General features: G+C 69.0%; 14 protein-coding genes and 1 tRNA gene. 7 read left to right on the top strand and 8 right to left on the bottom strand.

Annotation, left to right across the window (positions count from 1 at the left end):
* Positions 1-126: 126 nt before the first annotated feature.
* The 5 genes from ACOMG5_RS08140 to rpmH all read right to left on the bottom strand — a co-directional run bounded on the left by ACOMG5_RS08140 (position 127) and on the right by rpmH (position 3,494).
* Entirely contained in the window at positions 127-1,668 is a 1,542-nt protein-coding gene (locus tag ACOMG5_RS08140; RefSeq protein ID WP_420343299.1) for an EAL domain-containing protein, read from the bottom strand.
* A 63-nt stretch (positions 1,669-1,731) separates the two neighbouring features.
* On the bottom strand, positions 1,732-2,610 hold the full coding sequence (gene ttcA, locus ACOMG5_RS08135; RefSeq protein ID WP_420343298.1) for a tRNA 2-thiocytidine(32) synthetase TtcA: 879 nt from the start codon (positions 2,608-2,610) through the stop codon (positions 1,732-1,734).
* Positions 2,603-2,857: a membrane protein insertion efficiency factor YidD gene (gene yidD, locus ACOMG5_RS08130; RefSeq protein ID WP_420343297.1), complete on the bottom strand. Its 255-nt coding sequence runs from the start codon at positions 2,855-2,857 to the stop codon at positions 2,603-2,605. Before yidD ends, ttcA begins: the two co-directional genes overlap by 8 nt.
* On the bottom strand, positions 2,854-3,339 hold the full coding sequence (rnpA, locus tag ACOMG5_RS08125) for a ribonuclease P protein component (protein ID WP_420343296.1): 486 nt from the start codon (positions 3,337-3,339) through the stop codon (positions 2,854-2,856). Before rnpA ends, yidD begins: the two co-directional genes overlap by 4 nt.
* Positions 3,340-3,359: 20 nt before the next feature.
* Positions 3,360-3,494, bottom strand: coding sequence for a 50S ribosomal protein L34 (gene rpmH / locus ACOMG5_RS08120; RefSeq protein ID WP_343081895.1), 135 nt, complete (start codon positions 3,492-3,494; stop codon positions 3,360-3,362).
* Positions 3,495-3,788: 294 nt separating this feature from the next.
* Here rpmH and ACOMG5_RS08115 point away from each other — a divergent pair, with 294 nt between their 5' ends.
* The gene (locus ACOMG5_RS08115; RefSeq protein ID WP_420343295.1) at positions 3,789-5,198 is read left to right on the top strand and encodes a sensor histidine kinase; all 1,410 of its coding nucleotides are present in this window, start codon (positions 3,789-3,791) and stop codon (positions 5,196-5,198) included.
* A gap of 94 nt (positions 5,199-5,292) precedes the next feature.
* Positions 5,293-5,369: transfer RNA gene (locus tag ACOMG5_RS08110), tRNA-Arg, on the top strand.
* Between the two features lie 165 nt (positions 5,370-5,534).
* Here ACOMG5_RS08110 and ACOMG5_RS08105 read toward each other — a convergent pair.
* The gene (locus tag ACOMG5_RS08105) at positions 5,535-5,861 is read right to left on the bottom strand and encodes a hypothetical protein (RefSeq protein ID WP_420343294.1); all 327 of its coding nucleotides are present in this window, start codon (positions 5,859-5,861) and stop codon (positions 5,535-5,537) included.
* A gap of 1,662 nt (positions 5,862-7,523) precedes the next feature.
* Entirely contained in the window at positions 7,524-8,555 is a 1,032-nt protein-coding gene (gene hemE, locus ACOMG5_RS08100) for a uroporphyrinogen decarboxylase (RefSeq protein ID WP_420343293.1), read from the bottom strand.
* 88 nt (positions 8,556-8,643) lie between these two features.
* Here hemE and hemC point away from each other — a divergent pair, with 88 nt between their 5' ends.
* From hemC to ACOMG5_RS08085, 3 genes are read left to right on the top strand one after another with little or no spacing between them, the layout of a single operon-like run.
* The gene (hemC, locus tag ACOMG5_RS08095) at positions 8,644-9,588 is read left to right on the top strand and encodes a hydroxymethylbilane synthase (protein ID WP_420343292.1); all 945 of its coding nucleotides are present in this window, start codon (positions 8,644-8,646) and stop codon (positions 9,586-9,588) included.
* Complete coding sequence (locus tag ACOMG5_RS08090; protein WP_420343291.1) at positions 9,576-10,955, top strand: FAD-binding oxidoreductase; 1,380 nt, start codon at positions 9,576-9,578, stop codon at positions 10,953-10,955. The genes hemC and ACOMG5_RS08090 overlap by 13 nt, the downstream gene beginning before the upstream one ends.
* Positions 10,956-11,012: 57 nt before the next feature.
* Positions 11,013-12,218, top strand: coding sequence for a hypothetical protein (locus ACOMG5_RS08085; protein ID WP_420343290.1), 1,206 nt, complete (start codon positions 11,013-11,015; stop codon positions 12,216-12,218).
* Positions 12,219-12,224: 6 nt separating this feature from the next.
* On the opposite strand, the gene ACOMG5_RS08080 is transcribed toward ACOMG5_RS08085, so the two are convergent.
* Positions 12,225-12,923: an arylesterase gene (locus ACOMG5_RS08080; protein WP_420343289.1), complete on the bottom strand. Its 699-nt coding sequence runs from the start codon at positions 12,921-12,923 to the stop codon at positions 12,225-12,227.
* On the opposite strand from ACOMG5_RS08080, the gene ACOMG5_RS08075 reads away from it, so the two are divergent.
* Together ACOMG5_RS08075 and ACOMG5_RS08070 are read left to right on the top strand one after the other, a co-directional pair.
* On the top strand, positions 12,922-13,590 hold the full coding sequence (locus ACOMG5_RS08075) for an ABC transporter ATP-binding protein (RefSeq protein ID WP_420343288.1): 669 nt from the start codon (positions 12,922-12,924) through the stop codon (positions 13,588-13,590). The two genes, ACOMG5_RS08080 and ACOMG5_RS08075, sit on opposite strands and share 2 nt — an antisense overlap.
* A partial coding sequence (locus ACOMG5_RS08070; RefSeq protein ID WP_420343287.1) for an ABC transporter permease occupies positions 13,587-16,032 on the top strand: 2,446 nt, incomplete at its 3' end. The genes ACOMG5_RS08075 and ACOMG5_RS08070, both read left to right, overlap by 4 nt.

Raw genomic sequence — 16,032 nt, 5'->3', positions numbered from 1 at the left:
TTTCCGCCTGCCGGTCCGGGTCTCGCCCGGTTCAACAGAAGGGGCGGCCAAAGGTCAAGCGGTTTTCCCCGAAGTCGTGGCCGCCGGGGGCGGAGGCTCGGCAATCCGCCGACGATGCAGCCCGGCTCATGCGCCGCGGCGCGTTGGAATGCGCGGCGTCGCGTCGAGCTTGACCTGATGTGCCGCGATCCAGGCGGGGGTTTCGTCGAATGGCATCGGCGGAGAGATAACGTCACCCTGCAGATGGCGGCAGCCGAGCTGGGCGAGCAGAGCATTCTCTCCGAGGGTGGCAACCCCCTCGGCGAGCGTCTCGATCTCCAGACCTTCCGCCATGGAGATGATCGCGGCCACAATTCGCTGCTGATCGACGTCGCGGTCCACACGCGCGATCAGCGATCTCGGCAAACGTACCCGATGGATCAGCGCTTTGCGGATCACCTGAACCGAAACCGGGCCGGCGCCGAAGCCCGCGAGCTCTATCGGGCAGCCCATCGCAGCGCATGCTGCAATATTGCGCGATACGGCCGCTTCGTCGAACCGCGCCAGCACATCTTGCTCCAGCACGAGGCAGATTTTCGCAGGGTCGATATCGAGGCGGTCCAGTTCCCAGCGGAGGCGGTCGGCCATCTTCGTCTCCGACATCACCTCCGGCGTGACCACCAGCGACACCGGACCGGGATCGATTCCCTTGCGGCGCCAGTTGCGCAGGGCGTCGAGTGCTTGGTTGACCATCACCTCGTTCAACCGGTCCGTCAGGCCCTGCGCAGCCGCCGCGGTCTGGGTCTCCTCGGCGCCAAGCACGCCGCGCGTGCGGTGGAGCCAGCGCGGCACGACCAGCATGCCGGAGATCTCGCCGGTGTCGGTGCTCAGTTGCGGCTGGAAATAGGCGATGATCTGTTCATGATCGAGCGCGGCGGCGATTTCGCCAGCCAGTTCCTCGCGCGCCCGCACCTCGGGCAGCATCCCGTCGGAAAAGACACGGATCGTGCCTGCGCCCTGGGCTTCTGCCTCGGCCGCGGCGGTCTCGGCCGCCAGCAGCATCGCCGTGGCCCGTGCCGTCGGGAGACGCTCGCGCAGGCAGATGCCGATATGTACCGTGGGGTCATACGCGCGTCCCGCGATTGGCACCGGCAATTCGCAGGCGGTTTGCAGGCGCACGGCGAGCTGGATCATGTTTTCGAGATCAGGGCGCGGCGTGGGCGTCAGGAGGATGGCGAATCGCGCGCCGTCAAGGCGGGCGATCCGGTCGGCTTCGCGCAATGTGGTGCGCAGCCGCTCCGCGACCCGCTGCAAGAGCGTTTCATAATCCTCACGGCCGAGCCGTCCCCGCGCGGCATCGGCATCGTCGAGCCCGACAACCAGACAGGCCGTCCCGAGCCCGGTGCGCGCAGCGGTATCCAGCAGGGTCTCGAGAATGGCCTCCGCCTCCGCGCGCTGCGGCAGGCCGGTGACCGGATCCTCATCCGCGTCCTCCAGCGCCGCGGGGCGGGTCAGCCAGGCAACGGCAAGCGCCGTCAGCGTCAGCAACAGAAGCGACTCGCGCCCGAACCAGAGGCCGGCCAGTGCGATGGCGGGCAGGAACGGGATGAGCTCCCGGCGCAGCAGAATCGCGCTGGCCCCCTGCGCAAAGGCTGTGGCATGCGATGCCCGGATGCGCCCCCAATCCATTCGAATCCCTTTCCGGCTTTCGGCCTGACAAGGGGAGGCTAGGGGGCAAAACTGTGTCGAGAGTTAATCCGTGTCCCGAATTTTGGGCACGTTTTCAGTAAAATGCTCTGTGTTTGCCTGCCGCATCAGCCCGGCGAAATCGAAAATCGCCGGGTCGCACAGATGCGAGGGGCGCGCATTCATCAGCGCGCGGAACATCACCTGGCGCCGCCCCGGGGTGCGGGTCTCCCAGGAATCGAGCAGCTGCTTCACCTGCATCCGCTGCAGGCCTTCCTGGCTGCCGCACAGATCGCAGGGAATGATCGGATAGGACATCGCCCGGGCGAAACGCTCGCAATCGGCCTCGGCCACGAAGGCCAGCGGGCGATAGACGAAGAGATCTCCATCCTCATTGAGCAGCTTCGGCGGCATCGTGGCCAGCCGCCCGCCGTGGAACAGGTTCATGAAGAAGGTCTCGAGGATATCGTCGCGGTGATGGCCAAGGACCACCGCCGAACAGCCTTCCTCCCGCGCGATTCGATACAGGTTGCCGCGGCGCAGGCGCGAGCACAGCGCGCAATAGGTGCGGCCCTCCGGCACCTTCTCCTTCACGATGGAATAGGTGTCCTGGTATTCGATCCGGTGCGGCACGCCCATCCGCTCCAGGAACTCCGGCAGGACTGTGGCGGGGAAGCCGGGCTGGCCCTGATCGAGGTTGCAGGCCAGCAGCTCCACCGGCAGCAGCCCGCGCCATTTCAGCTCGTGCAGGATGGCCAGCAGCGTGTAGCTGTCCTTGCCGCCTGAAAGGCACACCAGCCAGCGCGCCCCACGTTCGATCATGCCGTATTTCTCGATCGCATCGCGGGTCTCGCGCACGATCCGCTTGCGCAGCTTCTTGAATTCGGTCGAGGAGGGGGCGCCGGCGAACAGCGGATGGATCGGGGCGTCTTCGTCGTCAAGCATCGCGGTGCCTCTCGAATTCGGGATCGGCGCCGGGCACCGGATCGTAGCCATGGCCGCCCCAGGGGTGGCAGCGGCACACCCGTCCGGCGGCGAGCCAGCCGCCCTTCACGGCGCCGTGGCGTTCCAGCGCCTCCAGCGCATAGGCGGAGCAGGTCGGCTGGTAGCGGCAGCCATGCCCGACCCAGGGGCTCAGCAGCAGGCGGTAGGCGCGGACCGGCACCGCAAGGACATGGGCGAGGGGGCTCATCCCTTGCGCCCGCGGCGCCCGCGCGGGGCGCCATCATGCGGCGGGCGCGGCTTGCCATCATGCACCTGCGCCATCGCGCGGCGCAGATCGGCCTGCAGATCCGTGAAATCGCGGGATGCCGTCGCTTCGGGCCGCCCGACCAGCACATAGTCCCAGCCGGGCCGGGCGAGCCCCGGCAGCACCAGCCGCGCAATCTCGCGCAGGCGGCGTTTCGCGCGGTTGCGGGCCACCGCATTGCCGAGCTTCTTCGAACAGGTATAGCCCACGCGAACGGCCTCGGGCGCGGCAGCCTCGCCGGGCTGACGCGCACGCGCCTGCAGCAGGAACCCGGGGGCCGCCTGACGCAGGGCCGCAGCCGCACGCAGAAAATCAGGGCGCTTGCGCAGCACCTCGATCCGCACGGGCGGACAAACGGAAACCGCCGGTGCGCTGCCCGCACCCCGGCCCAGCGGGTCGGTCACGGGAGCCTCCGGCGGCATCATGGCGGTTCCGGGTATCGGCCTTACGCCGACAGGACCTTGCGGCCCTTCGCCCGACGGGCGTTCAGGACCTTGCGGCCACCCTTGGTCGCCATACGCGCGCGGAAGCCGTGACGGCGGGCGCGCACGAGGTTGGACGGCTGGTAGGTGCGTTTCATCGCGGTTACTCCGAGTTCGTTCTACGGTCGGGCAACGCAAAACCTGCCGGATTCGGCTGCCGCTCATATTCGAGGCCCGGTCTTTAGGGGCAACGGCGCGCCAAGTCAATCGACCCGTGAGTCTTTTTCGCGACTTTGCGCCGGTGGCGGGGGAACCGCGGCGTGCGGGCGCCGTTGCGTCAGGATGGCGCTGCGGTGGATCTGTTTATTCGTGCAAACACCTGTTATTTCAGACGCAGGGAGGCCGGGACCAGGCAAAGGCCCCGCGGAGGGACGTCCGCAACACGGAACACGATGAAACTGAACACGCTCTCCGGCCGATTCCTGATCCTCACGACGCTGTTCGTCGTGCTGGCGGAGGTGCTTATCCTGGTGCCGGGGCTGGCGAATTTCCGCGAGGATTATCTGCGGACCCGGCTCGAGCGGGCGCAGATCGCCTCGCTGACGCTGCTGATCTCCGAACAGATGATCGAGCCGGATCTGGAGCGGGAGCTGCTCAACAACGCCGGGGTCTATAACGTGGTGCTGCGGCGCAATGCGGCGCGGCAGCTTGTGCTCTCGTCGCCGATCCCGGAGGCGATCGCGCGCACCTTCGACATGCGCGAATCGACCTTCTTCGGGCTGATCCGCGATGCGCTCTCGGAGCTGCTGACTTCGGAAAACCAGATCATCCGCGTGATCGGCCAGCCGGTGCAGAAGGGCGGGCAGGTGATCGAGGTTACGCTCGCCACCGGGCCGATGCGGGTGGAGATGGTGGAATACGGGCTGCGGCTGCTCACGCTCTCGGCGCTGATCTCGGTCGCGACGGCGATGCTGCTGTTCCTCGCGGTGCGGCGGCTGATGGTAGTGCCGATCAAGCGGGTCGTGGCGCATATGGCCTCCTATGCCGAGGCGCCGGAAGATGCGCGCCGGATCATCGAGCCCGAGGCGCGGATCGGCGAGCTGCGTGTGGCGGAGGATGCGCTGGCCTCCATGCAGCGCCAGCTCACCGCGGCACTGAAACAGCGCGAACGGCTGGCGCAGCTGGGGCAGGCGGTGGCGAAGATCAGCCACGATCTGCGCAACATCCTGACCACGGCGCAGCTGTTTGCCGACCGGATGGAGGATTCGGACGACCCGGCGGTGAAGCGCTCTGCGCCGAAGCTGATCAATTCGATCTCGCGCGCGGTGAACCTGTGCGAGACGACGCTGGCCTTCGGCAAGGCCGAGGAGCCGCCGCCGTCGCTGTCGCGGTTCATGCTGCATGCGCTGGTGCAGGAGGTGCTCGACAGTGAGCGCCCACCCGCGGATGCGGCGCAGATCGACTTCGTCGTCGATGTGGCGCCGAATCTGGTCGTGCGGGCGGACCGCGAGCAGATGTACCGCGTCCTGTCCAATCTGGTGCGCAATGCGCGGCAGGCGATCGAAGCCACCGCGAAGCCCGGCACCATCGAGATCGGCGCAGGGGAGGAGCCCGAGGGCTGGTGGATCCGCGTTCAGGACACCGGGCCGGGTCTGCCCGAGCGCGCGAAGGAAAACTTGTTCCAGCCGTTCTCCGGCAGCGTGAAGAAGGGGGGCACCGGGCTGGGCCTCGCGATTTCGGCCGAGCTGGTGCGGGGGCATGGCGGGCGGCTGGAGCTGGTGCGCAGCGATGCCGAGGGCACCGAGTTCAAGCTGCATTTGCCCGAGGCGCTGGACCTCGCGGCGGCGCCGCTCCCCGCGTGATGGCCCGTAGCGAACATTTTGAAGAATGTTGGCGCGGATGCATTTTTTGCCCTTGCCAATGCCCGTCGGGGGGCTTAAACGCCGTCCTCACAGTGGACCCGTAGCTCAGCTGGATAGAGCATCAGACTACGAATCTGAGGGTCGGGCGTTCGAATCGCTCCGGGTCCACCATTTCATCAAACAAAATCAGGTACTTAGAAAAAACCCATCTGGGTCTGATCTGATACTGATACATCGCCGCCACGCGTGCATCATCTCCCGCGTATCAGCGGCAAAGTCAGCTTGAAGCCGAATCACGCCCGCTGACGCGGGCGCTAACCGTCCTTTCCGTCGCGGTCAGACTGCAACCGCGGCAAGTGCCTTGTCGATGCTGAAAACGCTTGTCGCGCCGGAAGCGGTGACGACTGCAAAGGCTTTCGTCTGGGCATAATTGCCCGCCGCGCGCTGCCGGTTATCCCACTCAGTGGTGACGTCCACCGCGTCTTCCGCCTGCCAGTTGGTGGCGGCGCAGTAGCGGCGGTAAACGTCCAGCAAGTCCGACTTGTCGGGTTCGGCAACGCGGTCGCCAAGTCCTGTTGCTTCCCGAATCTTGCTGAGATGCTCTTGAGCTGTCCTCAACGTCTTGAAGGTTGTCCCGCTCTTGATCGTCACTTGTTTAGCCATGGTTACCTCACTGCTTGGCCTGCCCGGTATGTGGTGATCCGGGCAGGCTACAGGAAGGGGGCGGTCAAGTCTCGGGGTCAGTGCCCGCGTCAGCGGGTGGGCATGGTCCACAAGGCCCCTTACCATTCCGCCGTGCCAAGTACTCCCGGCGCGGGTGCGCTGTCTTCCCATTCATCGCGGGGCGGGCGCGGTCCAGAATTCGGCGCAGGCGTGGTGGTCAAGTCGTCACCGGACGCGATGACCGGCACGCCAGCTTCAAACAGTTCGCGGAGTCTCTGGGTTTTTCGCTGGGTCGCGAGGTCATCGAACATTCCAAGAGGTGATGGCGCGCCTGCGTATACGTAACCGCTCATACTGGACTCCTTATCCGTTCTTCCCAAGGCTGCGCTGGCCTGCGCGCGCAAGGTCGGCTTCGATCTGTGCCCGGCTGCGGCGGAAGCCGTCTGAGTCCGGGCTGTTCACGGTGAAGTTGATGGTCTGGGCGGTGGTGTTGCCGCCCGCTGCGTCCCCGTTCAGTTCGACTCCGATCTTACGGTTTTGGGAAATGTGCGGCTCCCTTGCCAATTCCGCGTTTCACGCTGCGGCCAAATTTGTGCGAAGCTGCAGCTCTGACGATCCGTCCGATGGCGCTTCGGGCGTGATCGGTGCGATTCCGTTCTGATCGGGACGCTGCCCCGGTTGTGGGGGTAGCGAGGCTACTGTTCGCCTTGGCCCCCGGCGATCTGTTCGGATTTGCCCCGAGCGTTCTTTGCCTGAGCCGTCCGGGCAGGCTGCGCGCGCACGGAAATAGGGGGCGCAAACGCGGTTGGCAGGCATCAGGGCCGGGGTTCGGAGCGCTCTGGGGCCCGTTGCGCGGCTGTGCCCGCCTCGAGCTGCCTGCGCGGTCAGAAAGAGAGCCGGGGGCGCTCCATCGGGATCAGGGCCACGGGGTGCGGAGCATGCCGATCCGGCCTGAGGCGTTCTCGGGGCCCGCCCAGGCAAAGATCCGAGCCCTCCTTTGCAATCTGGCCTCACCGTACCGGGATCGTCCACGGGGGGCTCCACCCGGACGCCCCCACAGCCTGCTGCCGAGCGTGGCTCCTGGCGACAGGTTACGCCTCTCCGGGTGCCATTCTCGTCCTCAGGCTGGGGCGGACGCCCGTATCGTTTTGTCGGGCTTGGCGATCAGAGGCCGCGCCCTGCTCTTTGCTGCCACGTTGCGGGGCTTCCATGGCATTCGTATCGGTCCACCTTGTTTCGGATGTTTTCGTGCCAGTGCGCGGCGCGGCAGCAGCGGTGCCTTGGCCGGGAGAGCATCTCCGGGGACACGAGACGACGAATTCAGGGCATGCGGCCGATGTCGAAGGGCAAGGAGGCTTATGCCCCGATCGGCGAGGGTGCATCACAGCCTCAGAGAAGCGCATCCGCAGGCGCCGGGCAGAGCGGGCCGCAGATGAGGCCGGGCAAAGGCCAGCGCGCCAAGAGGCCCGTAAAACCAGCGCGGGATCTGCAACGGATAAGGCTGCCGGCGGCGAGAGCACGCATGGCCTGTGCCGCATCGGTCTGCGCCCGCGTTCAGGCGCAGCCTGCCAGGGCCGCATCCTGGCCAGAGGCTATGGGAGCGCTTGACGCAGCGGTGGTTCATTGGCGCGGGGGGGGCGAGCCCCCGCACGCAGGCCGTGCTCAGCCGTTCCGGATCGTCTCGATCATCAGCGCGACGTTCGCCGGGTCCGCATCCGGTGTGATGCCATGGCCGAGGTTGAAGATATGCGGCCCGTTCGCAAACGCCCGCACCACATCGCGGGTCGCGTCTATCAGCGCTTGCCCCCCGGTGACCATGTGCCGCGGATCGAGATTGCCCTGCACGCAGCCCTCCACCTGCACCTGCGCGGCGGCCCAGCTGGCGCTGACCGAATTGTCGATCGCGACGCAATCCGCGCCGGTCTTGCGCGCGAAGCCGATATAGCCTGCGCCGGCCTCGCGCGGGAAGGCGATGACGGGCAGGCCCGGATGGCGCGACTTCAGCGCCGCGATGATCCGTGCCGCGGGGGCCACGGCGAAATCCTCGAAATCCTGGCCCTTCAGGCTTCCGGCCCAGCTGTCGAACAGCTTCACCACCTCGGCCCCGGCCTCGACCTGCGCCGAGAGATATTCGATCGTCGCCTCGGTCAGCAGGTCGATGATGCCTGCGAAGGTGGCCCGGTCCGCGGCCTTCAGCGCATGCGCCGGGCCCTGGTCGCGGGTTCCGCGCCCGGCGATCATGTAGGTCGCTACCGTCCAGGGCGCCCCGGCGAAGCCGATCAGCGTGGTGTCGCGTGGCAATGCGCCGCGCAGGATCCGCACCGTTTCATAGATCGGCGCGAGCCGGTCGTGCACATCGCCCGGGCCCCGCAGCGCGCCCAGCTCTGCGGGCGTGGTGACGGTGGAAAGCCGCGGGCCTTCGCCGGTCTCGAACCACAGATCCATCCCGAGCGCCTGCGGCAGCAGCAGGATATCGGCAAACAGGATCGCGGCATCGAAGCCATAGCGGCGGATGGGCTGCAGCGTCACTTCGGCCGCCAGCTCCGGGTTGTAGCACAGCGACAGGAAGTCCCCGGCCTGGGCGCGGGTGGCGCGGTATTCCGGCAGGTAGCGGCCCGCCTGCCGCATCATCCACACCGGCGGCGTGGGCAGAACCTCGCCGCGAAGGGCGCGCAGGATGGTCTTGTCGGTCATGGGGGCCTCCTTTCGGTCCTTCATCGCGGGGTGCGGCGGAATGTCAACCCGCCTTGCACGGGCCATATGACGCGGCTATGCCAAGGGCATGGAACAGATGCCCCCCCTGAAGATCGGCACCCGTGGCAGCCCCTTGGCGCTGGCACAGGCGCATGAGACCCGTGACCGGCTGATGGCGGCGCATGGCCTGCCCGAAACCGCCTTCGAGATCGTGGTGATCAAGACGACCGGCGACGACGCCGCGCTCATCGCGGCAGACAAGGCGCTGAAGGAGCTGGGCGGCAAGGGGCTGTTCACCCGCGAGATCGAGGAGGCGCTCTTGTCGGGCGCCATCGACATCGCCGTGCATTCGATGAAGGACATGCCGACGGCGCAGCCGCCGGGGCTGCTGCTCGATTGCTATCTGCCGCGGGAGGATGTGCGCGATGCCTTCGTCTCGCCGCGCTTCGCCCGGATCGCCGATCTGCCCGAGGGGGCGGTGGTGGGCTCTTCCAGCCTGCGCCGGCGCGCGCAGCTTGCGAACCGGCGCCCGGATCTGAAGCTCGTGGAATTTCGCGGCAATGTGCAGACCCGGCTGAAGAAGCTCGACGATGGTGTGGCCGAAGCGACCTTCCTGGCCATGGCGGGCCTGCGGCGGCTTGGCCGCACCGAGGTTGCGCGCTCGGCGATCGCGCCTGAGGAGATGCTGCCCGCGGTGGCGCAGGGCGCGATCGGCGTGGAGCGGCGCAGCCAGGACACCCGCGTGGCGGCGCTCCTGGAGCCCATTCACGATCTGGCCACCGGGCACCGGCTCGCGGCGGAGCGGGCCTTCCTCGCCACGCTGGATGGCTCCTGCGAGACGCCCATTGCCGGGCTCGCGGTCCTGGAGGGCGGCACGCTCTGGCTGCGCGGCGAGATCCTGCGCCCCGATGGCTCCGAAGCGCTGCGCGCCGAGGCCCGCGCGCCGCTGGCGGAGGCGGCCGCGCTCGGGGCGGATCTGGCGCGCGGGCTGCTCGCGCAGGCGCCGAAAGGGTTCTTCGCATGGAAACGCTGATCGAGGGGCTGCGCGGGATCGTCGGGGCCGCGCATGTCCTGACCGGGGAGGACGCGGGCGCTTTCGGGCGCGAATGGACCGGGCATTATCACTGGACGCCGCTGTGCGTGGTGCGGCCGGGTTCGGTGGACGAGGTCGCCGCGGTGCTGCGGCTGGCCAATGATACCGCGACCCCGGTTGTGCCGGTGGGCGGCAATACCGGGCTGAATGGCGGCACCTATGCCGAAGGCGCGCTGATGCTGTCGCTCGCGCGGCTGAACCGGGTGCGCGAGCTCAATACCGAAGCGCGCACCGTCACGGCCGAAGCCGGCGTGGTGCTGGAGGTGCTGCAGGGGCTCGCTGCCGATCATGGGCTGATGTTTCCGCTCACCTTCGGGGCCAAGGGCTCGGCCATGGTGGGCGGCTTCCTCTCCACCAATGCGGGCGGCTCGAACGTGGTGCGCTACGGCGTTACCCGGGCGCTGTGCCTGGGGCTGGAGGCGGTTCTGGCCGATGGCCGGGTGCTGAACCTGCTGACCGGCCTGCACAAGGACAACACCGGCTACGACCTGCGCGACCTGCTGATCGGCGCCGAAGGCACGCTTGGGGTGATCACGGCGGCGGTGTTCCGGCTGGCGCCGGCGCCGGTCGCGCATGCGACTGCGCTGCTCGGCATGGAGACCCTGCCCGAGGCGCTGCGGCTCCTGCACGAGATCCAGGCCGGGACCGGCGGCGCGGTGGAGGCCTTCGAGCTGATGCCGCGGAGCTACATGGAGCGGCTCGCGCGGCACAAGCCGGATCTGGCCTGCCCGTTCCCGCCGCAGCCGGTGAACATCATGGTCGAAACCGCGACCACGGTTGCGGGCGAGGACCCGGCCGCGCGGCTGGAGGAGATCCTTGGCGCGGCGCTGGAGCGCGGTGCGGTGAGCGAGGCGGTGATCGCCGCCAATGAGGCGCAGCGCCGCAAGCTCTGGGAAATGCGCGAATCCGCGGCCGAGATCACCTTCACCGAACCGCATCTCGTCGATACCGATGTGGCGCTGCCGCTGGACCGGCTGGAGCCGTTCCTGACCCGGATGACGGCGCGGCTGGCCACGCTGGACCCGGAGGCTTCGGAGCTCATCGTCGCGCATCTGGGCGATGGCAATATCCACTACACCGCCTATCCCGCGCGCCATGATGCCGAGACGATGGCGGCGATCCGGGCGGCGATCAGCGCGGAGGCAGTGGCGCTCGGCGGTACCTTCTCCGCGGAGCATGGCGTGGGGATCTCGAAGCGCAAGACCATGGCCGCGCACAAGGACCCGGTCGCGCTCGAGGTGATGCGCGCGATCAAGGCGGCGCTCGATCCGAAGGGCATCCTGAACCCGGGCAAGGTCCTGCCCTGAGCGGGCTTGCATTCCGCGCCAAAGCGTCGCATCTGGCGCGGATCAACCGGACCTGCCATGCGCCTACTCGCTCCCTTCCGCCCGATCCTCTCCGATCCGACGCTGCTGCTCGCGGCGGTGCTTCTGGTGCTGTTCGGGGTGCATCTGGCCTCGGTGCTGCCCTATGCCTCGGCGCTGGCGGTCACCGTCTTCGGGCTGGCTGATGGCCAGTTTTCGCTGGTTCTGCTGGCGGCCTCTGCGGTGGCGGTGACCACGTCTGTCGGCTTCGGCATCCTCGCCGATCAGCGCGCGAACCGGCGCGGCATCGCGCTCGCCACCGGCCTGAGCCTGACCATCGGCACCGCGCTGATGGTGCTGGCGCCGGGGGCCGGGGCCTTCGTTCTGGCGCATGGGCTGTTCCTGCCGCTGTCGAGTGCGATATTCGGGCAGATCTTCGCCCTGGCGCGGCTGGCCGCGACGCTGCATCCGGAGGCCGACCGCCCCGCGATCCAGTCCACGCTGCGGGCGCTGTTCGCGCTCCCTTGGGTGATGGTGCTGCCGGTCTGGGCCTGGGTGTTTCGCGGGGGCGCCAGCCTGACGCTGGTCTATCCGGTCTGCCTCGTCTGCGCGGTGGCGCTTCTGGTGCTGTGCTGGCTGTTCTGGCCGCGGGACGGGGCCACGCGCTGGCCCGATCCGAAATCCGGGCTCAGCTTCCGCCAGTCGCTGCGCGAGATTTCGGATCCTGGCGTGCTGGCGCGGGTGGTCTCGCTCGGTGCGATCAACGGCGCGGTTACGCTCTATCTGGTGGTGATCGGGCTGATCTTCGCCGCGACGCCGGGGCGGGGGGCGGCCGATACCGCGCTTTATGCCGGGCTGACGGCGGGGCTGGAGGTGCCGTTCATGCTGGCGCTGCCGCTCCTGCTCGGGCGGGTGCCGCAGGCGCAGCTGATCCTGTGGGGGACGGTGCTTTATGCGGCCCATCTGGCGGGGATCCCGCTTCTGGCGGGCTCGGCGGCAGTCTGGGTGCTGCCGCTGTTCGCGGCGCTGGGCGGCGCGGTGGTGCTGACCCAGCCGATGGCCTATCTGCAGGAGCTGCTGGGCGCGCGCCCGGGCGCGGGGGCGTCGCTGATGGCGCTGCAGAAGCTGGTGGGCGATGCCTTCTGCGCCGCGATCTTCGCGCTCGGCGTCGCGCTTTCGGGCTATGGGCTCGCCGCCGTGATGGGGGCGGCTTTCGCCGTGGCCGGGGCGGGCGCGCTTCTGCTGCTGGACCGGCGCCGCGCCTGAGCTGCCTCAGTCTCCCTGGGTCTCGTCGACCAGCTCCATTACCTTCGGCCCCAGTTCCTGCACGACCAGACCCACGCCCTTGGCCGAGGGGTGGATATTGTCGCCCTGCATCAGCCCCTGCGCCGCGCGCTCCTCCGGCGTGAGCCGCGCGATCGGGGCCAGAAGGTCGGGCAAGAGCAGGGTGTTGTATTTCTCGGAGAGCTCCGGCCAGATCGCATCGAACCCCTGCTGATAGGCCGCACCATAATTCCCCGGCGCCGCCAGCCCGACCAGAAGCACCGGCAGGCCGCGCCCGGTCACCTCGGCCAGCATCGCATCGAGATTGGCCTTCGCCTGCTCGGGCGGCAGCCCGCGCAGCAGGTCGTTGCCGCCGAGCTCGATGATCACCGCCCCCACATCCGGCGTCAGCGACCAGCCGAGCCGGGCCTTGCCGCCCGCGGTGGTATCGCCCGAGACGCCCGCGTTCAGCACCTTTGCCGCCACGCCCTGCGCGTCGAGCCAGCCCTGCAGCTGCGGCACCAGCCCCGCGCCCTGCGGCAGGCCGTAGCCCTGGGTCAGGCTGTCGCCCAGGGCCAGGACCGTCACCGGCTCCGCCTGTGCCGCAGCTGCGAGGAAAAGCGCGGAAATTATCGCGGCAAGGCGGTTGTCTGCACGGCTGCACAGCCCATATCCGATGGAAAGACCAAGACAAATGCGGGGTTTCATGACGCGGACGGTCCTCTCTCTCGACGATGTGCGGCTCGTGCTGCAAGGCAGCGCCGGCCCGGTCGAGATCTTGCGCGGCATCTCGGCGAACATCAATGCCGGCGAGAGTGTCGGGCTCACCGGCCCCTCCGGATCGGGCAAATCCTCGGCGCTGATGCTGATGGGCGGGCTGGAGCGGGCGACGTCGGGCCGGGTCGTTGCGCTCGGTCAGGATCTCTCGGCGATGGACGAGGACGCGCTGGCGCGGTTCCGGCGCGGGCGGATGGGGATCGTGTTCCAGTCGTTCCATCTGGTGCCGACGATGACCGCGCTGGAAAACGTCGCGCTGCCGCTGGAGATCGCCGGGGTGGCGGAGGCCTGGACCCGCGCGGAGGCAGAACTGCGCGCGGTGGGGCTGGGCCACAGGCTTGGCCATTACCCCACCGAAATGTCGGGCGGCGAGCAGCAGCGCGTGGCGCTCGCCCGTGCGCTCGCGCCGCGCCCGACCCTGCTCCTCGCGGATGAACCCACCGGCAATCTCGATGCCGCAAACGGGGCGGCGATCATGGATCTGATGTTCGGCCTCCAGGCGGATTACGGCGCGACGCTGATCCTCGTGACCCATGCGCCGGAGCTGGCCGCGCGCTGCAGCCGGGTCCTGCATCTGGCCGACGGGCGGCTCGCATGAGGCTCGCGCTTAGGATTGCGGCGCGCGAGCTGCGCGGCGGCTTGCGCGGGTTTCGCGTGTTCATTCTGTGCCTCATGCTCGGGGTCGCGGCCATCGCCGCGGTGGGGCTGGTGCGCGATGCGGTGCGCGGCGGGCTGCGCGATCAGGGCGCGGTGCTGCTCGGCGGCGATGCGCAATATGAGTTCACCTATCGCCGCCCGACGCCCGAAGAGCGTGGCTGGATCGAAAGCCATGCCGCGGCCGTGTCCGAGGTGGTGGAATTCCGCTCCATGGCCGCAACAGAGGCAGACAGCACCCTCACTCAGGTGAAGGCGGTGGACGCGGCCTACCCGCTCACCGGGAAGCTGGAGCTCGATCCTCCGGTGCCGCTGGCGGCGCTGGCGGGGCAGGGCGGCGTACCGGGGGCATTCCTCGATCCGGCCTTGGCCGACCGGCTGGGCCTTGCCGTGGGAGACCGGTTCCAGATCGCGGGGCAGCCCTTCGTGATGATGGCGCGGATCCTGCGCGAACCGGATTCCACTGGGGCGGGCATTGCCTTTGGGCCGCGCAGCATCGTCTCGCTGCCCGCAATCGACGCGACGCCGATGCTGGCGCCCGGTTCGCTCTATGAGACCGAAGTGCGCATCGCGCTGCGCCCCGAAGACAGCCTCGGCCCCCTGCGCGCCCAGGCCGAACGCCGGTTCGAAGGCGCCGGCATGCGCTGGCGCGACAGTACGCGCGCGGCCCCCGGGGTGGAGCGGTTCACCAATCAGCTGGCGGATTTCCTCGTGCTGGTCGGGCTCGCGGGGCTCGCGGTCGGCGGTGTCGGGATATCGGCCGCGACCAATGCCTGGATCGCGCGCAAGGCCGCGACCATTGCCACCCTGCGGGCTCTGGGCGCGACCGGGGGTACGATCCGGGCTGCGTTCCTGATGCAGCTCGCTGTCGTCGGGCTTGTGGGGATTGCGGCGGGGCTGGTGCTGGCCGCAGGTGTCATCCTTGCGGCGGCGGGGCCGATCCGCGCGGTGATGCCGATCCCGGTGGAGGTTGGCTTGACGGCGCGCCCGCTGCTGGAGGCCGCACTCTATGGCGCGCTCACGGCCGCGATCTTCACCGCCGGGCCGCTGATGCGGATGACGGCTCTGCGCGCGGCATGGCTCTACCGGGGCGGGCAGGCCCGGGCGGGCTGGCGCGCCTGGGTGCTGACGGGGGCCATGACCGCGGCACTGGTCGCGGCAGCGGCGGCGCTCTCGGGGCGGCCGGGGCTCACGGTGGCGGTGCTGGCCGGGGTCGGGGCGGCGCTCGGGCTGTTTGCGCTGGTGGCATGGGGGCTGCGGCGGCTCGCGCGGGGGCTGCGGCCGCGCGCGCGCGGTCGGGTGGCGCTGCATGCCGCGCTGGCCGCAATCTCGGCACCACGCTCGGAGGTGACGGCGGTCGTGCTCTCGCTCGGGCTCGGGCTGTCGGTGCTGTCGGCCGTGGGCCAGATCGAAGCCTCGCTTCGCACCGCGATTGCGCGTGATCTGCCGGCGCAGGCTCCGGCCTATTTCCTGATCGACATCCAGCCCGATCAATCCGACGCGGTCCTCGGCCTGCTGAAAGGCGACGCCCGGGTGAGCCGTGTGGAGACCGCGCCAATGCTCCGTGGCGTGATCACGCAGATCAATGGCCGTCCGGCGCGGGAGGGCCGCGGCGATCACTGGGTCCTGCGCGGGGATCGGGGCGTGACCTTCGCCGAGGCGCCGCGTGAGGCGCTCACCGCCGGGACCTGGTGGCCGCCGGGCTATAGTGGCCCGCCGCAGGCCAGCTTCGCCGCCAAGGAGGCGCAGGAACTGGGGCTGAAGCTGGGCGATACCGTCACGGTGAATATTCTTGGCCGCGACATCACCGCCACGATCACCTCGTTGCGGGACGTGAATTTCTCCACCGCCGGGATCGGTTTCGTCCTGACGCTGAACCCGGCTGCGCTGGCGGGTGCGCCGCATACCAGCATCGCGACCGTCTATGCCGCGCCGGAGGCCGAAGCGCCGATCCTGCGCGCCGTGGCCAAGGCCTTCCCGAACGTCACCGCGATCCGGGTGCGCGATGCGCTGGCCCGCGTCTCGGAGGCGCTTGGCACCATCGCGCGGGCGGTGGCGCTGGCGGCGGGGGTGACGCTCGCGACAGGGATCGTGGTGCTGGTTGGCGCGGCGGCGGCCGGCGAGCCCGAGCGGATGCGCGAGGCGGCGCTGCTGCGCACGCTCGGGGCGACGCGGGGCATGGTGTTGCGGTCCTTCGCGCTTCGCGCGGCGCTCATGGGCGCTGCGGCGGGGGGGATCGCGGTGGGGATCGGGTGCGCTGCGGCCTGGGCGGCGCTGCGCTTCGTCATGGAGGCGCGCTGGAGCTTCGCTCCGGTGCCTGCGTTTGCCATCGTTCTGGGAGGGGTGGCGGCGGTTCTTCTCGCCGGCTTGCTGTTCGCGTTGCGCC

This window comes from Paenirhodobacter sp. (genome assembly GCF_041916475.1).
In the GTDB taxonomy this organism is placed as follows: domain Bacteria; phylum Pseudomonadota; class Alphaproteobacteria; order Rhodobacterales; family Rhodobacteraceae; genus Rhodobacter.
The sequence above is the reverse complement of the archived record's forward strand: the minus strand, read 5'-3'. Positions and strand labels throughout refer to the sequence as shown.